This window comes from Methylobacterium sp. DB0501 (assembly GCF_011043735.1).
GTDB lineage: Bacteria > Pseudomonadota > Alphaproteobacteria > Rhizobiales > Beijerinckiaceae > Methylobacterium > Methylobacterium alsaeris.
Genome location: NZ_JAAKGV010000028.1, coordinates 1 through 20164 on the forward strand (window position 1 = coordinate 1; position 20164 = coordinate 20164).

Genomic DNA, 20164 nt, shown 5'->3' on the forward strand with positions numbered 1-20164 from the left:
GCATGGCGAGCGTGGCGCCGCGCTCGATGCCGGCGGGGCTGTCGCAGATCACCCAGTCGAACTTCTCGCGTAGTTCGCCGATCACGCGGGCGACGCCGTCGTCGGTGAGGGCGTCCTTGTCGCGGGTCTGGGAGGCGGGGAGGAGCGAGAGGGTGTCGAGGCGCTTGTCGCGGATGAGGGCCTGGGGGAGCTTGGCGTCGCCCTGGACGACGTTGATGAGGTCGTAGACGACGCGGCGCTCGGCGCCCATGATGAGGTCGAGGTTGCGCAGGCCCACGTCGAAGTCGACGACGCAGACGCTCTGGCCGGTCTTGGCGAGGGCGGCCCCCAAAGCCGCCGTCGTGGTGGTCTTGCCCACCCCTCCCTTGCCGGATGTCACCACGATGACTTTGGCCATTGGGCCCCCTTGATCGGTCGATTGCGAAGTCGCGGCCGGCGCGGCCGCTGCGTGCGTTTTCTTTGATCGTCGCCCCGTCCACGGATCGTTGCCGCAGGGCCCCCGGGGCGCTAACCTCAGTCGAGAGCCGCGGTGCGCATCGCGTCGCCCTCGAGCCAGACCTGCACGGCGCGGCCGCGCAACGACGGGTCGATGTCGTCGGCGATGCGGTAGAGGCCGTCGATCGCGAGGAGCTCGGGCTCGAACTTGCGGCAGAAGATGCGGGCACCCGGCGAGCCGGCGGCTCCCGCGATGGCGCGGCCGCGCAACGCCCCGTAGATATGGATCGAGCCGCCGGCGATGATCTCGGCACCGGAGGCGACCGAGCCCATCACGGTCACGTCGCCCTCGGGGAACAGGATCGCCTGGCCGGAACGGACCGGGCTCTCCAGCATCAGCGACTTCGCGCCGGTGACCCGCTCGACCGGGGCGGCGGCCGGGGCCTCGCCCGGCATCGCCACCTCGCCGGAGGGCCGGCCGCCGTTGAGCGGCGGCGGCATCCCGGGTCCCAGCGTGCCGCCCCCGGCACCCTCGATCCCCATGATGGGGATCTCGCGCTCGTTGAGGGCGGCCACCAGGTCCTTCAGCGCCTCCCGGCTCGGCGCCAGGGCGGTCACGTCCAGGATCACGGCGCGGCCGGCGAAGAACGCCGGAGAGCGCTTGGCAAGGGCGTCGAGGTCGGCGAGCCAATCCTCGATCGGCGCCTCGGGAGCTAGCACGACCGCCAGGAACGAGCGGCCACGGAAGCGGATCGGTGGGCGGGTTTGGGTCTGGCTGGTCACGGGTTTACGACTCGTTACCAGCCCATCAGGCGCGCCTGATGGTTAGCGAATGGTTAACATCGGTAACGAAGTCTTCACCTTTGCGACGCCGCGGAGGCGAGCGTGGCCTCGATGTGTCGCACCAAGCCCGGATCGAGCCGCAAAGAGCGGGCGAGATGATCGAGATAGGCCCGCTCCTGCGGCGTATCGACGGTGATCGCCATCAGGGAGGCGGCGTAGAGCTCGGTCGCCTGCTCCGGGTTGCGGGCGAGCCGCGCCACCGCCTCGACGTCGACGGGCGCGCGCAGGACATCCATCAGGAAGGCCTTGTCGTCGGAGTCGAGCGCGTGGCGATCCATCTCGCCGAAGATGCGGCCCTGCTCGTCGGCGTCGATATGGCCGTCGGCCTTGGCGGCGGTGATCATCGCGATCAGCAGCGCCCGGGCGCGGTCCTGCTCGTCGGCCGCGGAGGTCGGCGCGAAGCGGGTGCCCCCGAGCATCCGGTTCGCCTCGTCGGCGGAGGGGATGAAGCCCGCCGCCCGTCCGGCGGGCTGGCTCCGACCCGGCTTGCCCTGATTCGCCTGCCAGCTTTGGTAGGCCTGGTAGGCCAGGGTGGCGATCAGGGCGAGGCCGCCGACCCGGCCCGCCCCCATCCCGGGCATCCCGCCGGGCATCCCGAAGCCGCCATGGCGCCGCCGTCCGCCGAGGACCAGCGAGGCGAGGCCGCCGAGGATCGCCGCCTTGCCGCCCCCGCCGCCGAGGGAGCGGGCGACCTGCTCGAGGGGGGAGGGCGCGTGATGGCCGCTGCCCGAGAAGCCCCCCGGATAACCGCCCGGTGAGCCGCCTCTCGGCGAGCCGCCGAGGAACTGGTCGAGCAGGCGCTTGGCGTCGAACATCGGGGCTCCCTCCGGTGTGAGCCGTCGAGATGGTGTGGCGCGGCGCTCCCGCAAGGGGAGGGAACGAGAGCGGCGCCGAAAACTCTCTCCGCTCTGAAAGTCAGTCCGGTATGCTCTCCGCTCCCATGTGGGAGAGGGGATGGGGGAGAGGGTAGCGCGCTTCTGAGTAAACCCAGACCGTCGTGCCGGTCGCTCGGCCGTCTGAGCTTGGTCCTGAAGCCGCGCCACCCTCACCTCTACCCCTCTCCCGCATGAGAGAGGGGATCCCGCGACTTCCTGGTACTGGGGCGAGTTCGTGCGGTTTGCTTACCCCGGTCGCCGCTCCATCCCCGCCCAGCGCCGCCGCACGCTCCAGGCATAGCGGGCGTCGCCGTCGAGGAGGTGCAGGTGGTCCTGCAGGCGGTTGCGCTCCAGCCAGGCCAGGGCCGATTCCAGCTCCTCGACCGTCATCGCGGCCCGGCTCTTGTTGCCGAACAGGCGCTTGAGCACGGCGTTGTAGCGGTGGGGCAGGGGGGCGCCGGGAGCCGCGCGCAACTCGGCCTCGTCCTCCACCGCCTGCGCGGTCACCATGGCGGCGACCCGGGCGCGCAGGGCCCGCTCGACCCGCGAGGGCGGGACCGGGGTGGGCTCGGCCGCCGCCTGCCGGGCCTCCTCGCGCGCCATCGCCACGGAGGGGCCGGGGCGCAGCATGGCGTAGCGCAGGCCCAGCGCGTTGCTCTCCAGCGGCACGATGCCCTCGTCGGTCTCCCGCGCCAGCGGCCGCGGCTCGGGCGAGGCGGCGCCCGTCGGTCGCTTGCGCGGGCGGGTGGCGGTGGCCTGCTCGGTCTCGATCCGGGCGCGGAATCGCGCGAAGAGCGGGTCGTCGGGGTGGAAGACCAGGGCGTGCTGGTCCGCATAGTCGCCGGCATGGGGATCGACCCGGGTCGCCCGGGCGATCATCTGCTCCAGCCACGGGCGCGAGCGGATATGGGTCAGCGCCGCCACCACCGCGACCTCGGGGGCGTCCAGCCCCTCATAGGCCATCGCCACCGTCACCAGCACGGCGGGCTCGGGGGTGAGGCGGAAGGCGGCGAGGGCCGCGTGGGCGTCGGCCTCGGCCGAGGTGGCGATGCGCACGTCGCGCCGCGCCTGCTCCTCCGGCATCCAGGCCTGGATCATCGCGTGGTAGCTCTGCGCGCTCGCCTGATCGGGGGCGACGACGAGGAGCTTGCCGAGGCCCCGCACGGCCTCCGTCGCGGTGAGACCGCGCTGGCGCCGGCGCTCCGCCCGCAGGCGGCGGGTGGCGAAGAAGGCCTCCCGCAGGAGGTCGCGGGCAAAGCCGGTGCGCAAGGCCGTGAACAGCGCCGGCCGCGTCGTGGCGCTCGGGCCCGGCCCCGAGAGCCGGTGCGGTCCCACCCGGGCCTGGCCGCTGGTTCGCCCGCCCTCGAGCCAGCTCGCCTCGCCGTCGAGCGCCCCGAAATTGACCGGCAGCACCGCCTTCTCGGCGAGCGCCTCGGCACGGGAATAGCCGATCACCGCCCAGCCCGGCGCCTCGATGTCCGGCACCGGCGCGCCGTTCTCCTGGCGGTAGGGCAGCCACAGGATGCGCCGGCCGTCGGCCCGCTCCAGGGTGCCCGAGAGGAGGAGCCGCAGCCGCGCCTCGCGGAACAGCGGCAGCAGCGCCTGGCTCCAGGCTGCGGCCTCGCTGTCCTTGTCGCCGTCGGCGAGGGCCGGCAGGTGGTGGACCTCGTCGACGACGAGGAGCGTGCGGTGGCGCCGCATCTCGGCGAGGTGCAGGGCGGGGGCCGCCGCCACCGCCTGGTAGGTGGTGACGTAGCCCGCCAAGCCCCGGCTCGGGTCCGGCGCGTTGTCGGCGGCCCGCACCGAGAGCGAATGGCCGAGAGCCGCGCGCCAGGCCGGATCGGCGAAGGCCTCCTCGGCCTGGAGCCGCAGGGAATCCCGCGGCACGATCCAGACCACCCGGTCGACGAGGCCCGCGGCGATCAGCCGGGAGGCCGCGATGACCGGCAGCAGCGACTTGCCGCCTCCCGGCGTCACCGCCGCCAGGATGTCGGCGATGCCGGAGGCCTCGCCGCGGGCGAGCGACGCCACGAGCTCGAACAGGCTGCGCTGGTGGCTGCGCAGGGGACGGGACGGGGCGCTCACGCGGGGAGGGAATCGCGAACCATCCCCGGACCATGACCGAGCGGGCCCTGCTTGTGAATCCGGGGGACAAGCAGCTTTTCCGCGTTCCCCACATCAGAAAACGCTTGGTGCCCGTAGAAGGCGCTTGGCACCCGTAGGAAACGCCCGGCACCCGTGGCGCGGCTCAGACCCGCCCGCGCTCCAGCATCCGCGACACCACCCGGGCGGTGAAATCGACCATCGGGACGATGCGGGCGTAGTTGAGCCGCGTCGGCCCGATGACGCCGACGACGCCCACGATGGTCTGGCTGCCGTCCCGGAACGGCGCGGCGATCATCGACGAGCCGGAGAGCGAGAAGAGCTTGTTCTCCGAGCCGATGAAGATCCGCACGCCTTCGCCGCCCTCGGCGCGGGACAGGAGGTCGATCACGTCCTTCTGGCTCTCCAGGTCGCTGAAGAGCAGGCGGATGCGCTCCAGGTCCTCCGCCGCGCGCAGGTCGTCGAGGAGGTTGGCCTGGCCGCGCACGATGAGCTGGCGCTCCTCGCTCGGGCCGACGGAGCGGGCGAGGCCGGCATCGACCAGACGCCCGGTGATCTCGTCGAGCTCCTGCTTCATCGCCGCCCGAGCGGCCTCGATCTCGGTGCGGACCTCGCCCAGCGTCCGGCCGCGGATGCGGGCGTTGAGGAAGTTCGAGGCCTCCTGGAGCGCGCCCGCCGGCAGGCCGGCGGGCAGGTCGAGCAGGCGGTTCTCGACCGAGCCGTCGTCGGAGACCAGCACCACCAGGGCGCGGCCGGGATCGAGGCGCACGAACTCGATGTGGCGCAGGCGCGGATTCTGCTTGGCGGTGACGACGACGCCGGCCCCGCGCGAGATCCCCGAGAGCAGCACCGAGGCCTCGGTGAGCGCGCTCTCGAAGGTGTGGCGCGAGGCGGCGGCGCGCATCTGCGCCTCGATCCGGCCCTGCTCCTCCTGGCCCACATCGCCCAGTTCGAGCAGCGCGTCGACGAAGAAGCGCAGGCCGTGCTCGGTGGGGAGCCGACCGGCGCTGGTATGGGGGGCGTAGATCAGCCCGGCCTGCTCCAGATCCGACATCACGTTGCGGATCGAGGCCGGCGAGAGCGCCATCGGCAGGATGCGGGCGAGATTGCGCGACCCCACCGGTTCCCCCGTGGCGAGATAGCTCTCGACGATCTGGCGAAAGATTTCCCGCGAGCGCTCGTTGAGTTCGGCAATGGCACGGGCCTGCCCGGAGCCGCCGGTCAGGGGTGGGAGATCGCGCGTGTTCATCAACCTTACGGGAGCCATACGACCCCTCACTGTGAGACGCCGCAGCGCCCGGCGCAAGCGGTCGCAAAGCCGCGCAGGCGCGGAAATCCGGTCCTCGCCCTGCCCGACCGAGCCTGAACGGAAGCCGACCCGCGGTCTCAGACCGCGTTCAGCCCCCCGGCGCCACTCTGACCCCATGGCCGCTTCGATGCGGCGAGACGAAACGGAGGCGCACATGCTGACGACGCGGAACCCGAGCAAGGCCGGCATGACGGCCGGCAAGCGGCTCCTCGCGGCGGCGACCCTGGTGGCGGGCGGGCTTCTCACGGCCGGCGCGGCCGAGGCGGCGCCCTTCGCGCCCGGCGCGGGCTCCGCGCCCGGGGCCGGCATCGTTCAGGTGCAGTACGGCCATCACGACGGCTGGGGCCACCGCCATCACCATCACGGCGGCTGGGGCCGGCACCATCGCGGGGGCTGGGGCCATCACCGCCGCCACCACGGGCATTGGGGTCACCACCACCACCGTCACGGGGGCCACCATCATCACCGGCACCACGACCGGGGCTACGGCTATTACTGAGCCCTGAACGGATCGGGCTTCCCGGCGTCGGGCTGCTCCTCTTGCCGCCCCCGGCGCCAGCGCCTAAGAGCGCGCGGCCCCCGCGGATCCCGCGTCGCGCCGGTCAGGCGCGGCGCCCTGGACAGGAGTTGCCCATGCGCCCCTCGAAGCGCGCCCCCGACGAGCTGCGCAAGGTCACGCTGGAGCGGGGCGTGTCGCGCTACGCCGAAGGCTCCTGCCTCGTCGGCTTTGGCGAGACCAAGGTGCTGTGCACCGCCTCGCTCGAGGAGCGCGGCCCGTCCTGGCTGCGCGGCTCCGGCAAGGGCTGGGTCACCGCCGAGTACAGCATGCTGCCGCGCGCCACCCACGACCGCAACCGGCGCGAGGTCAATGCCGGCAAGCCGTCCGGCCGCACCCAGGAGATCCAGCGCCTGATCGGCCGGTCGCTGCGCGCCGTCGTCAACCTGCCGGCGATGGGCGAGCGCCAGATCGTGGTCGATTGCGACGTGCTCCAGGCCGACGGCGGCACCCGCACGGCGGCGATCACCGGCGCCTGGGTCGCGCTGCACGAGTGCTTCACCTGGATGCGCGGCCGCTCGATCATCTCGGTCGACCCGATGCGCGACCACGTCGCGGCGATCTCCTGCGGCATCCAGAAGGGCATGCCCGTCCTCGACCTCGACTATGCCGAGGATTCCGGCGCCGAGACCGACGCGAACTTCGTCATCACCGGCGGCGGCGGCCTCGTCGAGGTGCAGGGCACCGCAGAAGGAAAGCCGTTCTCCGAGGAGGAGTTCCTGGGCCTCCTGCGCCTCGCCAAGGCGGGCGTCGCCGATCTGGTGGCGCTCCAGAAGCAGGCGATCGGCTGATGGCCTGCCTCCTCACCGGGCGGGTCGTGATCGCCACCCACAATGCCGGCAAGCTGCGCGAGATGCGCGAGCTGCTGGCCCCCTTCGGCGTCGAGGCGGTCTCGGCCGGCGAGCTGAACTTGCCCGAGCCGGACGAGACCGGCACGATGTTCTCGGAGAACGCCGCCATCAAGGCGCGGGCGGCGACGGCGGCCACCGGCCTGCCGGCCTTCGCGGACGATTCGGGCCTCTGCGTCGACGCCCTCGACGGGGCGCCGGGGCTGTTCTCGGCGCGCTGGTCCGGCGGCTCGAAGGATTTTTCGGGCGCGATGGCGCGCATCGAGCGCGAGCTGGCGAGCCGCGGCGCGACGAACCGGCGCTCGCACTTCGTCTCCGCCCTGGTCCTGACCTGGCCGGACGGGCACGAGGAGCTGTTCGAGGGCCGGGTCTTCGGCGAGCTGGTCTGGCCGCCCCGGGGCGACAAGGGCTTCGGCTACGACCCGATGTTCAAGCCGGACGAGAGCCCGCTCACCTTCGGCGAATTGTCCTCGGAGGAGAAGCACGGGATCGACTGGGCGCGCGCCCAAGCCCTGTCGCACCGCGCCCGCGCCTTCCTGGCGCTCGCCGCCGCCTGCCTGCGCCGGCCCGACTGACAAGAACCCGACTGACACAGAAAAAAAAGCGCCCGCTCCGCGAGGAGGGGCGCCCGTCAGAGGGTCGGGCGGCGCGCAGGCCGCCCGACCCTCGACGTTTACGCGATGGTCAGGCCGACATCGACGTTGCCGCGGGTGGCGTTCGAGTACGGGCACACCTGGTGGGCCTTCTCGACCAGCTTCTCGGCGGTCGCCTTGTCGAGGCCCGGCAGCGAGATCGTTAGGTCGGTGGTGATGCCGAAGCCGCCCTCGGAGCGCGGGCCGATGCCGACCTTGGCGGTCACGGTGGTGTCGGCCGGGACGGCGATCTTCTCCTGGCCGCCGACGAACTTCATCGCGCCGAGGAAGCAGGCGGCGTAGCCGGCCGCGAAGAGCTGCTCGGGGTTGTTGCCGGCGCCGCCGGCGCCGCCGAGCTCCTTGGGGGTCGACAGCTTGACGTCGAGGCTGCCGTCCTGAGTCTGGGCGCGACCGTCGCGACCGCCATTCGCCGTGGCCTGGGTGGTGTACTTCACGTCGACGGACATAGGTCTCTCCTCGAGGTCGGGGCGGCGTGTCGCCGCCGCTGAACCCCTCATAGATCGATTTTCGATTGTGCGCAATTTGTTTTTGCGCCAGCGCGAGCGTATGAATGGGAAACGGCGGGTGGAGACCGGGCCGGATGTGTGATCAGCGAGCGAAGTGCGAGGAAGTGGGACATGTCCGAGCCCGACAGCGACGCCCCGGCCAACGCCACCGCCGACCTGCAGCTCTCCAGTCAGATCTGCTTCGCGGTCTATTCCGCGGCACATGCCTTCAACCGGATCTACAAGCCCCTCCTCGACCGGCTCGGCCTGACCTATCCGCAATATCTGGTGCTGCTGCTGCTCTGGGAACACGACGGGCAGACGATGAAGAGCTTGGGGCAGCGCCTCTATCTTGATTCCGGCACCCTGACGCCCCTGCTCAAGCGCCTGGAGGCGGCGGGGCTGGTCCGGCGCGCCCGCGACGCGCATGACGAGCGGCTGATGCGCATCAGCCTGACCGAGGCGGGAGCCGCCCTGCGCGAGAAGGCGACGCCGTTTCCCAACGAGATCGTCTGCGCCGCCGGCCGGCCCGTGGAGCGGCTGATGGCCCTGCGCGACGAGATCCTGGCCCTGCGGGACAGCCTGCACGCGACCGCAGCGCCGGATCGCGGAGCGGCATGAGAGGGTTCCACGGCGCCCGCGAAATCCACCGCGTCGAACCGGGCTCGCGAAAGCGGAGCCCGGGATGACCCTGCGAGATTGAAAACCCTCGCCGCGAGCCGGCATCCTGCCGCCGGCGGGGCGCCTAGAGCATCGGCAGGTGCCGCGGCGCCGGCCCGCGCGGGAAGGCGGCGTCGATGCGGGCGAACTCGTCCGCGCTGAGGTCCAGGGTTCCGCCGCCGGCATTCTCCGCCGCGTGGGCCGGGCTCGACGCCTTCGGGATCGCCAGCACGCCCGGCATCCGGGTCAGGGCCGCGAGCGCCACCTGCCGCGGCGTGGCGCCGTGCGCTTCGGCGATCTGCGCCAGCACCCGGCCGCCCGGCGTCGCGGATCCCGGGAAGCTGTCATGGCCGAACGGGCTGTAGGCGACGACGGCGACGCCGTGGCGCCGGCACCACGGCAGGACCGCGTGCTCGATCGCCCGCTCCTCCAGGTGGTAGAGGACCTGGTTGCAGGCGATGCGGTCCGGGCCGGCCACGCCGAGGGCCTCGTCGAGGTCGTCGGCGTCGAAGTTGCTCACCCCCCAGGACAGGATCTTGCCCGCCCGCACCAGATCCTCGAAGGCCGCGAAGGTCTCCTCCAGCGGATGCGGCCCGCGCCAGTGCAGCAGGTAGCAATCGAGCCGGTCGGTACGCAGGCGCCGCAGCGAGCGCTCGCAGGCCTCGATCGTGCCGCGGCGCGAGGCGTTCCCCGGCAGCACCTTGGAGACGAGAAAGACCTCGTCGCGCCGGTCGCCGATCGCCTCGGCGATCAGCGGTTCGGCCTCGCCGTACATCTCGGCGGTGTCGACATGGCTCATCCCGACATCGAGGCCGCGATTCAGCGCCGCGGCGGCCACGGTCGGCTCGCCCTCGTCGAGGTACCACGTTCCCTGACCGATCACCGGCACCGCGGGCCCGGTCCGTCCGAAGGGTTGCCGTCGCATCGCGCGCTCCTGCGATCTGTGCCGTCCTCGGCCGTGGGGCACCGCGAGGGCAAGGGCAGATCCCGGAGAATGCACGGTTTTTTGCGGATCGTCGCGGGGCAGGAGGGTTAAGACCGGCGGCCGGGGCGGGAAAATGGCTTTCTCCCCAGACGTGTTCTTCAAAAAGAACATTCCGGTTGACAGAAAGTCCGCATCCGGGTTTTGTGCCGGCCCGCAACCGGCCGAAAGGCCTATGACTTTCGCCTGCCCGCCGAAGGACCGCGATGACAGCGCCCGTCTTCCCGCCCGCCCGGACCTGCGCGCCGTGACGGCCCCCGTCCGCGTGCCGGGGCCGGCAGACCTGAGCGACCGGCTCGAACCGTCCGATGCCCTCGTGCGCATCGAGGGCGTGGCCAAGACCTACACCGCGCGCCGGGGTGCCGGGGCCGTGACCGCCCTGGAGGATATCGACCTCTCCGTGCCGCGCGGCCGGGTGCTCGGGGTGATCGGCCGCTCGGGTGCCGGCAAGTCGACGCTGATCCGTCTCGTCAACGGCCTGGAGCGGCCGAGCCGGGGCCGGGTGGTGGTGGACGGCGCCGAGATCTCGCGCCTGCCGGAATCCGCCCTGCGCGCCGAGCGCCGCGGCATCGGCATGATCTTCCAGCACTTCAACCTGCTCTCGGCCCGCACCGCCGCCGGCAACGTCGCGCTGCCCCTCGAAGTGGCGGGATACGACAAGGCCGCGATCCGCACCCGGGTCGCCGAGCTCCTCGACCTCGTCGGGCTGTCGGCGCAGGCCGACCGCTACCCGGCCGAGTTGTCGGGCGGCCAGAAGCAGCGCGTCGGCATCGCCCGGGCGCTCGCCACCAACCCGAAGGTGCTGCTCTCCGACGAGGCGACCTCGGCCCTCGATCCCGAGACGACCCGCTCGATCCTCGACCTGCTCGGCCGGATCAACCGGGAGCTCGGCCTGACGATCCTGCTCATCACCCACGAGATGGCGGTGATCCGTGCGATCGCCCACGAGGTCGCGGTGCTCGACGGCGGCCGCATCGCCGAGAGCGGCGACGTGTTCGAGGTCTTCACCCGGCCGAAAGCCGCGATCACCCGCACCTTCCTCGACGAGGAGTCCGGCCGCGCCCTGCCGCCGGCCCTCGCCGCCCGCCTCACCCCGGGCCCGGTCGCGGCAGGGGAGGGCAAGCAGGCGGTCCTGCGCATCACCTTCCGCGGCCCGCACGCCACCGACCCGGTGCTCGCCCAGCTCACCCGCGACGCCGGCATCCCGGCCGGCATCCTCTCGGGCACCGTCGACGAGATCGCCGGCCGTCCCTTCGGCACCCTGGTGGTCGGGATCCCGCCCGACCCCGAGGTCGTGCGGCGGGCGACCGACTTCCTGGTCGCCCGTGGCCTCGACGTCGAGCTGCTCGGCACCCTCGACCTCGCCGGCTGGCAGCGCAGCGCCGCCCCCACCGATGTTCCCCGGGTTGTGTCCGATGTCGCCTGAGCTCGTCCGCCTCCTCGTCCAGGCCACCCTCGACACGCTGCAGATGGTGGCGATCGCCGCCTCCCTCGGCACGCTGATCGGCCTGCCGCTCGGCGTCTTCCTGGCCACCAGCGGCCGGGGCGAATTGCTCGCGGCGCCCTGGCTCAACCGGGTGCTGGGCCTCATCGTCAACGCCACCCGCTCGACGCCGTTCATCATCCTGGTGGTGGCGATCATCCCGTTCACCCGGCTGATCGCCGGCACCTCGATCGGCACCGCCGCCGCCACCGTGCCGCTGACCGTGGCGGCGACCCCGTTCATCGCCCGCCTCGTCGAGGGCGCGGTGCGGGAGGTCGATGGCGGCCTCGTCGAGGCGGCCCGGGCCTTCGGGGCGAGCCCGCTCCAGATCGTCCTCAAGGTGCTGATCCCCGAGGCCCTGCCCGGCATCGTGCTCGGGCTCACCCTGGCGGTGGTGTCGCTGATCGGCTTCTCGGCGATGGTCGGCGCCGTCGGCGGCGGGGGCCTGGGCGATCTCGGCATCCGCTACGGCTACCAGCGCTTCATGCCCGAGATGATGCTCGCCGTTGTCGTGGTGCTCATCGTCCTGGTGCAGCTAGTCCAGACCCTCGGCGACCGCCTGGCGCGGCGCATGAACAAGCGCCTGCGCCACGGCTGATCCCTTTCCCGTTCCTCTCCCGACCATCCTTCGGAGCGTACCCCCATGCTGCGGACCCTCACCCTCGCCGTCCTCTTGACCGCCGCGAGCCTGCCGGCCCTGGCGCAAGGCCAGCGCGTGCGCGTCGGCGTCACGCCGGGCCCGCACGCCCAGATCCTGGAGGCGGTGAAGCCGATCGCCGCCAAGAAGGGCCTCGACCTGCAGATCGTCGAGTTCTCGGACTACGTCGTGCCGAACGAGGCGCTGTCCTCCGGCGAGCTGGAAGCCAACTCGTTCCAGCACCAGCCCTATCTCGACAACCAGAAGGCCGACCGCGGCTACAAGATCGAGAGCGTCGCCCAGACGGTGAACTTCCCGATGGGCGTCTACTCGAAGCGCCACAAGAGCTTCGATGCCGTGCCGGCCGGCGGCACGGTGGCGATCCCGAACGATCCGACCAATGGCGGCCGGGCGCTCCTGCTGCTGCAGGACAAGGGGCTGCTCAAGCTGAAGCCGAATGTCGGCTTCAAGCCGAGCGTCGCCGACATCACCGACAACCCGAAGCGCCTGCGCATCATCGAGGTCGACGCGGCCCAGACGCCGCGCTCCCTCGACGACGTCGACGCGGCGGCGGTCAACACCAACTACGCCACCGCCGCCGGCCTCAAGCCCACCGACGCGATCCTCAAGGAGGAGCCGAAGGGCCCCTACGTCAACGTGATCGCGGTGCGGACCGCCGACAAGGACAAGCCCTGGGTCGCGAGCCTGGTCGAGTCCTACCGCTCGCCGGAGGTGAAGGCCTTCATCGACGGCAAGTTCGGCGGCGCGGTGCTCACCAGCTGGTGAGCGCGACGCGGGCAGGGGTCCGGCCGGCGGCCGGACCTTGTCCACAGGCGGCGACGCAGAATGAAGCGGAGCCATGAAACCAAACGCGGCCGTGCGCGTCTTCTCAGCACGGCCCGACTGACGGGCTGAGCGTTCTCGCGAGGTGCCCGATGAAGATCCTGACTTCCTGCCTGGTCGCGGCTGTCCTCACCGCCGCCGCCGTTCCGGCCTTCGCCCAGGGCGGTTCGCCCTACAACAATTCGGGCTCGCAGGCCGGCGGCCCGCTCGCCGGGCAGCAGCGCGAGATGGGCGCTCCGGGCGGCGGCCCGGCCATGGGTGCCGCACCGCGCGCGACCATGCAGCCGACCATGCGCAAGAAGCGCATGATGAAGCACCGCCGCATGCACCGCCACCATCACGCCCGCTGATCCGTCTCGACACGGTTCGGTCCAAGGCCCGGCGCGTTCGTCCGGCGGCACAGTCCGCCCGGCGGGCGCGCCTTCGCGTTTGCGACCGGAGCCGCGAAGCGCCCCGGTGCGTAGGTCGATGAGGGTAGGTTCGATATCCGTCGGCCCGATCGAGCGCGATCAGAATCCTCCGGTACGCCACAAGGCGACTGCCGCCGTGAGCAGACCGGCGAGCCAGGCCCCGGCGATCAGCGCCAGATAGCGCCGGCTGCCCCGCTCCGGCCGGTTGTCGTTGGCGGCGCGGCGCAGCCGCAGGGCCGCGGCATCGTAGCCGTGGGTGGCCGCCGCGATCGTGGCCGGGCGGGCGGGGGCGGTCTTGCGCAGGCTCGTCATGGCGATTCGTGCTCGTCGATGGACGATAGCACGTGCTGGCGCGGAACGTGAGCCGACCGAACGCCGCAAAAGCCCCGCCCGTCGTCCGACCGGCGGCCGGGTTACGACGACAGGCGGAATCGGCGCGCCGCCATCCGGGGGGCATGGTCGTCGATCCAGGGCGGGCTGAGCACGTCGCCGTCCTCGGTGACGATCCAGGGCAGGGTGTCGGGATCGTCGGTGCTGGCGGACGCCGCCGCGAGGGCGGCACGCAGGGTGGAAAAGCGGCGCATCTCCCGCGGGCCGGGGGCGGCCGGCGCCCCGTGCCACACCATCAGCTCGGCGGGTCGCTCCATCCGGGGTTGGGGCATCGTCGGAGTCCTCCTCACGAACCCCGGCAGGATGACGCGCCCAGGCTGACGCGACCCTGGCCGCATCATGACGGTTCGGTCATGAACCGGGCCGATGCCCCGCGCCGGCTACGATTCCGCCGACGCCTCGCGGTGCGGGCGCAGCTCGGGCGCGCCCACCTCCGGCTCGGCCTCGGCGGCCGGCTCGGCCCGGCTCTCGGCGCGGCTGGTGTCGATGAACAGCCGCGCCTCGCCCTCGCTGAGGCCGAGGCTGCGCAGGGCGTAGAGGGCCATGCCGAACCCGACCTCGCGCTCGGCCATCAGCACCAGGCCGACCTTCTCCTCCTCGAGGTTGCGGCGTTCGACGTCGCTGTGGGTGCGCACCACCGTGTCGATCCGCGGATTGGCCTCGCGGGCGATGGCGATCAGGCGGCGGGCCTGGTGCGCATCCGGGCTCGCCACCACGAGCAGGCGGGCGCGCCCGATATCGGCCGCATCGAGGATGCCCGACGCCCCGGCATCGCCGAACACCGTCGCGATGCCGGCGGCACGCAGCTCCTCGACCCGGCGGCGGTCGCGCTCGACCACCACGAAGGGCAGTTCCCAGGTCGCCAGCGCCTTGCCGATGGCGCTGCCGACCCGGCCGTAGCCGATCACCACCGCGTGGCCCTCGCGGCGCTTGGCGTGCGGGGCGACCGCGATCGGGAGGGTCCCGCGGACGAACCGGGCGGCGAGGCCGGGCTTTGCCTCGACGAAGCCGTTGAGGCGGCCGAGGGCGCCGAAGATCAGCGGATTGAGGGTGATGGAGAGGAGCGAGCCGGCCAGGATCAGGTCGCGGCCCTCCGGCGGCAGCAGCTTCAGGCCGATGCCGAGGCTCGCCAGGATGAAGGAGAACTCGCCGATCTGCGCCAGGCTCGCCGCGATGGTGAGCGCCGTCGAGAGCGGGTGGCGGAAGGCCAGCACGATGGCGACGGCCGCCAGCGACTTTCCGACCAGGATCACCGCCAGGGTGGCGAGGACCGCCAGGGGCTCGCGCAGCAGGATGGTGGGGTCGAACAGCATGCCGACCGAGACGAAGAACAGGACCGCGAACGCGTCCTGCAACGGCAGCGAATCGGCGGCGGCCTGATGGCTGAGGTCGGATTCGGCCAGCACCATGCCGGCGAAGAAGGCGCCGAGCGCGAAGGAGACGCCGAACAGCTCGGCCGAGCCGTAGGCGATGCCCAGGGCCAGCGCCAGCACCGCCAGGGTGAACAGCTCGCGCGAGCCGGTGCGGGCGGCCTGGTCGAGGAGCCAGGGCACCGCCCGGCGCCCGCCGGCCAGCATCAGGCCGGCAAAAGCCGCCACCTTGGCGAGCGTCAGGCCCAGAGTGAGCCAGATGTTGCCGTCGCCGGCGAGGCCGTGGGCCGCCCCGGCGCCCTCGCCGCCGAGCGGGCCGGCGAGCGCGGGCAGGAGGACGAGGGCCAGCACCATCGCCAGGTCCTCGACGATGAGCCAGCCGACGGCGATGCGGCCCTTGTCGGAATCGAGCAGGCTGCGCTCCTCGAGCGCCCGCAGCAGCACCACCGTCGAGGCGACCGAGAGGGCGAGGCCGAAGACGAGGCCGGCCCCGAGGCCCCAGCCCCAGGCGACGCTTAAGCCCAGCCCCATCAGGGTGGCGACCGCGATCTGCACCACGGCGCCGGGCAGCGCGATGGCGCGCACCGACAACAGGTCGCCGATCGAGAAGTGCAGGCCGACCCCGAACATCAGCAGGATCACGCCGATCTCGGCCAGCTGCCCGGCCAGCTCCGCATTGCCGACGAAGCCCGGGGTGTGCGGCCCGACCGCGACGCCCGCCAGGAGATAGCCGACCAGGGGCGGCAGCTTCAGCCGCTGCGCGAGCATGCCGCCGACGAACGCGAAAACGAGCCCGAGGGCGATGATGGCGATCAGCTCGGAAGCGTGCGGCACGGTCGGATCAGCTCCTCGGGAAAGCGGCGCGTCGAGGACGGCAGCCGGGTTGCCGAAGTCTAGCAGCCTTTCCGGGTTCCTGCCGTGCCGCGCCGCACCAAAAACCGCGGCGGAGCGCCGAAATCCCGCCGCCGTTCCGCGTCGGGGCGGGGCCGGCGGCGCCGGCTCAGCGTCCCGCCGGCCGGCGCGGAGCGCCGGCGAGGCGCGCAACGCCGGCGGTGCGGGGCAGGCGGGGCAGGCTCGCCCGCAGGGTGGCGCCCGGCCTGGCGGCGAGCACGATGACGATCGCCCCGAGGGTGGCGGAAGTCATCACGAGAAGCTCGGTCGTGAACATGCGGCAGCCCTGGCGGGGTGAGCGGACGCCGCGGCGCGGCAATCGAAAATATCGGCGGTTCTGTCCGGACGGGCGATTGCCGACCGGCGTGGCTGCTCTAGCTCGCCGGGGGAGCGGCAGGCCATGTGACATCAGGGCATGCGACATCCCGCCGTGAGGCGGCGTGTTCGCGCCGGCCGCCCACGATTCCGACGCAATAGGTCGGCCTCTGGCATCGGGCCGCGCGATGCGGCATCAGCGACGGACAATGTTGTGTGCGGGCCGCACCAGACGAGGGTGTATAGTATGAAGAAGGTCCTGACCGGGGCGCTCATCGCCATCGGCCTGTCGTCGGGAGCGGCGCTCGCCACCCCGAAAGACCCGAGCGGGACGTGGTTGACCGAGGACGGCCGGGCCCGCATCCGGATCGAGAAGTGCCCGAGCCGCGCCGACCGGATCTGCGGCTACGCCGTCTGGCTGAAGACCCCGAACGACGACAAGGGTCAGCCGCGGGTCGACTTCAAGAACACCGACGCCAAGAAGCGCAGCCGTCCCTCCCTCGGCCACCAGCTCATCATGGGCCTGAAGCCGAATGCCGATAACCGGTACGAGGGACAGATCTACAACGCCGACGACGGCAAGCTCTACGACGTCTCGATCTGGACCGAGGAGCAGGGCGAGCTCAACGTCCGCGGCTGCCTGATGGGCTTCCTGTGCGGCTCGCAGACCTGGACCCGCGTCAACGACACCGTGCCGGGCCAGCTCACCGCCGCGACCGGCGCGCCCAACGGCCCGCGCCCGGACGCGGAATGGGCCGCGGCACCGAAGGCCGCCGCCCCGGCGTCGGCGACCGCCAAGCCGGCCGCAGCGACGGGTGCCGCACCCAAGCCGTGACCCGAGCCGTGACCGGCGGGGCCGCCGCGGCTTAACGGTTATGCGGCGCGGCCGCCTCGCGCGTTGCGGGACGGCAAGACGGTCATGCCCCGGGATCGGGGCGTGACGTCGGATCGATCTAAGGGCACCCGCCGGTCGCGGCGGGTGCCTTTTTTATTGGCGCAGCGGCTGCCGCGAATACACTCTGTGGTTGGTACATCCGATCGGTTGAGCCAGGATCCAGCCTACCACCATCGGAGAGGGGACGGCCCTCTCTCACAACCTAAAGTAACTATTTCTCTAGTTTGCTGCAGACCGAACTGTCGTGGCGTCATAGGCGCCTCTCGGAAGGCTTATGCCGATCGTCCGAGGCGGATCCGAAATCAAAAATTGAGTAAATATTCCTCATACAACCGGACCGCCCGGGGCAGGACTTGTCGCCAAAGCAGCGCCGCCGTGGCTAACGGGTGTCTCCGGGTTACAGGCCGCCCTTTCTACTCGCAGATAAAAAATTTTCATTGACTGTTAGCTTTTTTGGTCACATGTGCAAAGAAGTATTCCAAAAGGGGGCCCCTTCATGAGTGCCGACGACCAGGAACCGATCTCGCACCTGATCAATCTTTCGGCCGACATCGTGTCGGCCTACGTATCGAAGAACTCGGTGCCGGTCGGGGATCTCGCGGGCCTGATCGCCTCGGTGCACGCGTCCCTCGAGCGCGTCGCGGCCCCTCCGGCGCCCGAGCCCGAGAAGCCCGCGCCGCCGGTCCCGATCCGCAAGACGGTCACGCCCGACCACATCATCTCGCTGGAAGACGGAAAACCGTACAAGTCGCTCAAGCGCCACCTGACGACCCGCGGGCTCTCACCCGACCAGTACCGCCAGAAGTGGGGCCTGCCGCACGATTATCCGATGGTCGCCGCCAGCTATGCGGCGCAGCGTTCGGAACTCGCCAAGAGCCTCGGCCTCGGCCAGATCCGGCGCGACCGCGCGGCCGCGGCCCGGCTGGCGGCGGAGAGCGGGGAGGGCAACGTCGAGAAGGCGCCGGCCCGTCGCGGCCGTCCGCGCAAGGGCGAGTGATACCAAAGGTCGTTGGAAACGCCCTTTGGTAGGAACCCCTGCCGCGGCGGCGGCTTCGGGCCGCCCTGATCGCGGCAGTCATCGAGTGCTCAGCAGACTCGCGTTGGTCGGCCGACGCTTTGTCCGCTCAGACTTTATTTTTGTCGCAAAACCGGCAACGACTTTTGCGAAATCTGCTTAGAAGCACGGCAACGGCGCGGGATTCCTGCCCCCGGACGGGGAGGGGATCCGGCGCCGTTGCCGTTCCAAGGGAGCCCTTTCAAGCCGCACGGCAGCCCGGCCGCCGGAAGACCCGTCGCCGTCACGAAAAAACCCCCGCCGAACTCCGCGCTCATCGAGCCGCACGGGATCCGACGGGGGTCTGATTTCGCAATCCGCGGTCCGGAGCGGCCGACGCCTCCTCGAGGCGGCCCGCTCGATAGCGGCGTCGTTGCGGCGCTCTACTTGCGCCGCGCCTTGCGGGCAGCGTAGCGGGCGTCGCGGGCCGCCTTGCGCTCGGCCTCCAGGGCCGCCTCGCGCTCCGCCGCCTCGGCCTCCTCGCGCTCGGCCCGGGCCTTGGCCTCGGCCTGCTCGGCGGCCCGGCGCTCGGCCTCGGCCTGCTTGGCGGCCTCGCGCTCCGCCGCGCGGGCGGCGCGGGCCTCGGCGATCTTCTGGCGCTCCACCAGGCGGGCCTGGACCTCCGGGTCGTCGGCGGCGGGCTTGGCCCGGAACTTCTCCAGCAGGGCCTTCTTCGCGTCCGCGGACGTGCTCCGCCGATCGTTGAAGTTCTGGTCCTTGAAGCCGGCCATCGTGTTCGTCTCGTCGTCCTGCGTGCGAAGGCGCGCCTGTCGGTGATGGCCGCGCCGGGATCCGTCATGGGCTGTCCGGCCGCCCGCTCGGGCGAGAGGCCGTCGCACGTGCTCTAGCGCCGACGGCGTCCGGTTTCAAAGCCAAAGACGCCGCGGAGGGCCGGCGATCACCGGAACCACGCCCGATCCGGCGGAATTGCGGCGCCCGGGAGAGTGAGTTGTCAAGGTTTCCCCGCCACGATCGCGCGGCGGTGGCGATCACTCGCCGGAGGGGATTTCATGCGTGCGATCGTCCTCGACGATGCGGAGCTGAACAATCTGCTGATGCTCGAGGCGCTGCGGCCGGTCCCGGATTGCCTGCCCCAGAGCTTCACCCGGCCGGCCGACGCCCTGGCCTTCGCCGAGGCCCATGCCGAGGAGATCGGCATCGTGCTCACCGATTACGAGATGCCGGGCATGGACGGCCTCGCGGTGATCCGGGCGCTTAGGGCAATGCCGGGCTTCGTGCACGTGCCGATCGTGATGGTGACGAGCTTCGACCAGCGCACCCTGCGCCGCTCGGCCCTCGAGGCCGGCGCCACCGACTTCGTCAACAAGCCGGTCGACCCGGTCGAGATCCGCGCCCGCGTCACCAACCTGCTGGCGCTTCGCCGCGCCTACCGGTCCGAGCGGGCCCATGCCGCGCGGCTCGCCGAGGAGGTCGCCGCCGCGGTGGCCCTGGTCGAGGCGCGAGAGCGCGAGATCGTCACCGTGCTGATGCGCGCCGCCGAGCATCGCGACACCGATACCGGCGACCACGTCGCCCGGGTGGCGACCTACACCGTGCTGATCGCCGAGGCCCTGGGCCTGCCGCCGGCGCAAACCCGGCTGATCAGCCTCGCCTCGACCATGCACGACGTCGGCAAGATCGCGATTCCCGACTCGATCCTGCTCAAGCCCGGCCCGCTCTCGGCCGAGGAGCGTCGCGAGATGGAGCGCCACGCCGAGCGCGGCGCCCGCATCCTGGCCAACAGCTCCTCCGACGTGGTGCGGCTCGCCGCCGAGATCGCCGTGAGCCACCACGAGCGCTGGGACGGCAAGGGCTATCCCAACGGCCTGGCGGGCACCGACATCCCGCTTCCCGGCCGCATCGTCGCGGTGGCGGACGTGTTCGACGCGCTGACCAGCGACCGGCCCTACAAGCGGGCCTGGACGCTGGACGCCACCCACGCCTTCCTGCAGCGCGAGGCCGGCGCGCATTTCGATCCCGCCGTGGTCGAGGCCTTCCTGTCCCGCTGGGACGTCGTCGCGGATCTCGTCGGCCGGGCCGCCGCGGATCGGGCCGCCTGATCGCTGCCGTGACGAGCGAGACGATCCGCATCGAGGATCCGGCCGACGCTTCGGGAGAGCCGGGTCA

At 71.7% G+C, this 20164-nt stretch carries 23 protein-coding genes; 11 read left to right on the forward strand and 12 right to left on the reverse strand.

The window, feature by feature from the left end; translation table 11 throughout:
• From G4G93_RS30410 to hrcA, 5 genes are all read right to left on the reverse strand, one after another.
• Window positions 1-397: AAA family ATPase (locus G4G93_RS30410; RefSeq protein WP_165090507.1), on the reverse strand; the 397-nt coding region annotated here is incomplete at its 3' end.
• Window positions 398-513: 116 nt separating this feature from the next.
• Complete coding sequence (gene minC / locus G4G93_RS30415; protein WP_165090510.1) at window positions 514-1218, reverse strand: septum site-determining protein MinC; 705 nt, start codon at window positions 1216-1218, stop codon at window positions 514-516.
• A 74-nt stretch (window positions 1219-1292) separates the two neighbouring features.
• Window positions 1293-2093: a tellurite resistance TerB family protein gene (locus G4G93_RS30420; RefSeq protein ID WP_165090512.1), complete on the reverse strand. Its 801-nt coding sequence runs from the start codon at window positions 2091-2093 to the stop codon at window positions 1293-1295.
• Between the two features lie 306 nt (window positions 2094-2399).
• Window positions 2400-4238, reverse strand: coding sequence for a DEAD/DEAH box helicase (locus tag G4G93_RS30425; RefSeq protein ID WP_165090514.1), 1839 nt, complete (start codon window positions 4236-4238; stop codon window positions 2400-2402).
• 163 nt (window positions 4239-4401) lie between these two features.
• Window positions 4402-5505, reverse strand: a complete 1104-nt coding sequence (gene hrcA / locus G4G93_RS30430) for a heat-inducible transcriptional repressor HrcA (RefSeq protein WP_165090516.1) — start codon at window positions 5503-5505, stop codon at window positions 4402-4404.
• Window positions 5506-5719: 214 nt separating this feature from the next.
• On the opposite strand from hrcA, the gene G4G93_RS30435 reads away from it, so the two are divergent.
• The 3 genes from G4G93_RS30435 to rdgB all read left to right on the forward strand — a co-directional run bounded on the left by G4G93_RS30435 (window position 5720) and on the right by rdgB (window position 7544).
• Window positions 5720-6064: a hypothetical protein gene (locus G4G93_RS30435; protein WP_246737125.1), complete on the forward strand. Its 345-nt coding sequence runs from the start codon at window positions 5720-5722 to the stop codon at window positions 6062-6064.
• Between the two features lie 134 nt (window positions 6065-6198).
• Window positions 6199-6912 (forward strand): ribonuclease PH, encoded by a 714-nt coding sequence (rph, locus tag G4G93_RS30440; RefSeq protein ID WP_165090518.1) that lies wholly within the window; start codon window positions 6199-6201, stop codon window positions 6910-6912.
• Window positions 6912-7544 (forward strand): RdgB/HAM1 family non-canonical purine NTP pyrophosphatase, encoded by a 633-nt coding sequence (gene rdgB / locus G4G93_RS30445; protein WP_165090520.1) that lies wholly within the window; start codon window positions 6912-6914, stop codon window positions 7542-7544. The genes rph and rdgB overlap by 1 nt, the downstream gene beginning before the upstream one ends.
• A 98-nt stretch (window positions 7545-7642) precedes the next feature.
• Here rdgB and G4G93_RS30450 read toward each other — a convergent pair whose 3' ends face one another.
• The gene (locus G4G93_RS30450; protein ID WP_165090522.1) at window positions 7643-8068 is read right to left on the reverse strand and encodes an organic hydroperoxide resistance protein; all 426 of its coding nucleotides are present in this window, start codon (window positions 8066-8068) and stop codon (window positions 7643-7645) included.
• Window positions 8069-8239: 171 nt separating this feature from the next.
• Between G4G93_RS30450 and G4G93_RS30455 the strand changes: the two genes are divergently transcribed.
• Window positions 8240-8728, forward strand: coding sequence for a MarR family winged helix-turn-helix transcriptional regulator (locus tag G4G93_RS30455; protein ID WP_165090524.1), 489 nt, complete (start codon window positions 8240-8242; stop codon window positions 8726-8728).
• A gap of 124 nt (window positions 8729-8852) precedes the next feature.
• On the opposite strand, the gene G4G93_RS30460 is transcribed toward G4G93_RS30455, so the two are convergent.
• Window positions 8853-9692, reverse strand: a complete 840-nt coding sequence (locus tag G4G93_RS30460) for an aldo/keto reductase (protein WP_165090526.1) — start codon at window positions 9690-9692, stop codon at window positions 8853-8855.
• Window positions 9693-9996: 304 nt separating this feature from the next.
• On the opposite strand from G4G93_RS30460, the gene G4G93_RS30465 reads away from it, so the two are divergent.
• The 4 genes from G4G93_RS30465 (at window position 9997) to G4G93_RS30480 (ending at window position 13062) form a co-directional block, all read left to right on the forward strand.
• Window positions 9997-11175, forward strand: coding sequence for a methionine ABC transporter ATP-binding protein (locus tag G4G93_RS30465; protein ID WP_165090528.1), 1179 nt, complete (start codon window positions 9997-9999; stop codon window positions 11173-11175).
• The gene (locus G4G93_RS30470; RefSeq protein WP_165090530.1) at window positions 11165-11830 is read left to right on the forward strand and encodes a methionine ABC transporter permease; all 666 of its coding nucleotides are present in this window, start codon (window positions 11165-11167) and stop codon (window positions 11828-11830) included. The genes G4G93_RS30465 and G4G93_RS30470 overlap by 11 nt, the downstream gene beginning before the upstream one ends.
• Before the next feature lie 45 nt (window positions 11831-11875).
• Window positions 11876-12655: a MetQ/NlpA family ABC transporter substrate-binding protein gene (locus G4G93_RS30475; RefSeq protein ID WP_165090532.1), complete on the forward strand. Its 780-nt coding sequence runs from the start codon at window positions 11876-11878 to the stop codon at window positions 12653-12655.
• 149 nt (window positions 12656-12804) lie between these two features.
• Complete coding sequence (locus tag G4G93_RS30480) at window positions 12805-13062, forward strand: hypothetical protein (protein WP_165090534.1); 258 nt, start codon at window positions 12805-12807, stop codon at window positions 13060-13062.
• A 159-nt stretch (window positions 13063-13221) separates the two neighbouring features.
• On the opposite strand, the gene G4G93_RS30485 is transcribed toward G4G93_RS30480, so the two are convergent.
• The 4 genes from G4G93_RS30485 to G4G93_RS30500 form a co-directional block, all read right to left on the reverse strand.
• Window positions 13222-13434 carry a hypothetical protein gene (locus tag G4G93_RS30485; RefSeq protein ID WP_165090536.1) on the reverse strand — a complete coding sequence of 71 codons (213 nt, stop codon included), beginning with the start codon at window positions 13432-13434 and terminating at the stop codon, window positions 13222-13224.
• Between the two features lie 101 nt (window positions 13435-13535).
• On the reverse strand, window positions 13536-13784 hold the full coding sequence (locus G4G93_RS30490; RefSeq protein ID WP_165090539.1) for a hypothetical protein: 249 nt from the start codon (window positions 13782-13784) through the stop codon (window positions 13536-13538).
• A gap of 108 nt (window positions 13785-13892) precedes the next feature.
• Window positions 13893-15716, reverse strand: a complete 1824-nt coding sequence (gene ybaL, locus G4G93_RS30495; RefSeq protein ID WP_165090541.1) for a YbaL family putative K(+) efflux transporter — start codon at window positions 15714-15716, stop codon at window positions 13893-13895.
• 166 nt (window positions 15717-15882) lie between these two features.
• The gene (locus tag G4G93_RS30500) at window positions 15883-16026 is read right to left on the reverse strand and encodes a hypothetical protein (RefSeq protein ID WP_165090543.1); all 144 of its coding nucleotides are present in this window, start codon (window positions 16024-16026) and stop codon (window positions 15883-15885) included.
• Between the two features lie 309 nt (window positions 16027-16335).
• Between G4G93_RS30500 and G4G93_RS30505 the strand changes: the two genes are divergently transcribed.
• Entirely contained in the window at window positions 16336-16923 is a 588-nt protein-coding gene (locus G4G93_RS30505) for a DUF2147 domain-containing protein (RefSeq protein ID WP_165090545.1), read from the forward strand.
• A 556-nt stretch (window positions 16924-17479) separates the two neighbouring features.
• Window positions 17480-17980: a MucR family transcriptional regulator gene (locus G4G93_RS30510; protein WP_165090547.1), complete on the forward strand. Its 501-nt coding sequence runs from the start codon at window positions 17480-17482 to the stop codon at window positions 17978-17980.
• Window positions 17981-18420: 440 nt separating this feature from the next.
• Here the strand turns inward: G4G93_RS30510 and G4G93_RS30515 are convergent, their stop codons facing one another.
• A complete protein-coding gene (locus G4G93_RS30515) occupies window positions 18421-18768 on the reverse strand; it encodes a DUF6481 family protein (RefSeq protein ID WP_165090549.1) in 348 nt (115 codons plus the stop codon).
• Window positions 18769-19047: 279 nt separating this feature from the next.
• Here G4G93_RS30515 and G4G93_RS30520 point away from each other — a divergent pair, with 279 nt between their 5' ends.
• Window positions 19048-20097 carry an HD-GYP domain-containing protein gene (locus G4G93_RS30520; RefSeq protein ID WP_165090551.1) on the forward strand — a complete coding sequence of 350 codons (1050 nt, stop codon included), beginning with the start codon at window positions 19048-19050 and terminating at the stop codon, window positions 20095-20097.
• The last annotated feature ends 67 nt before the right edge of the window (window positions 20098-20164 follow it).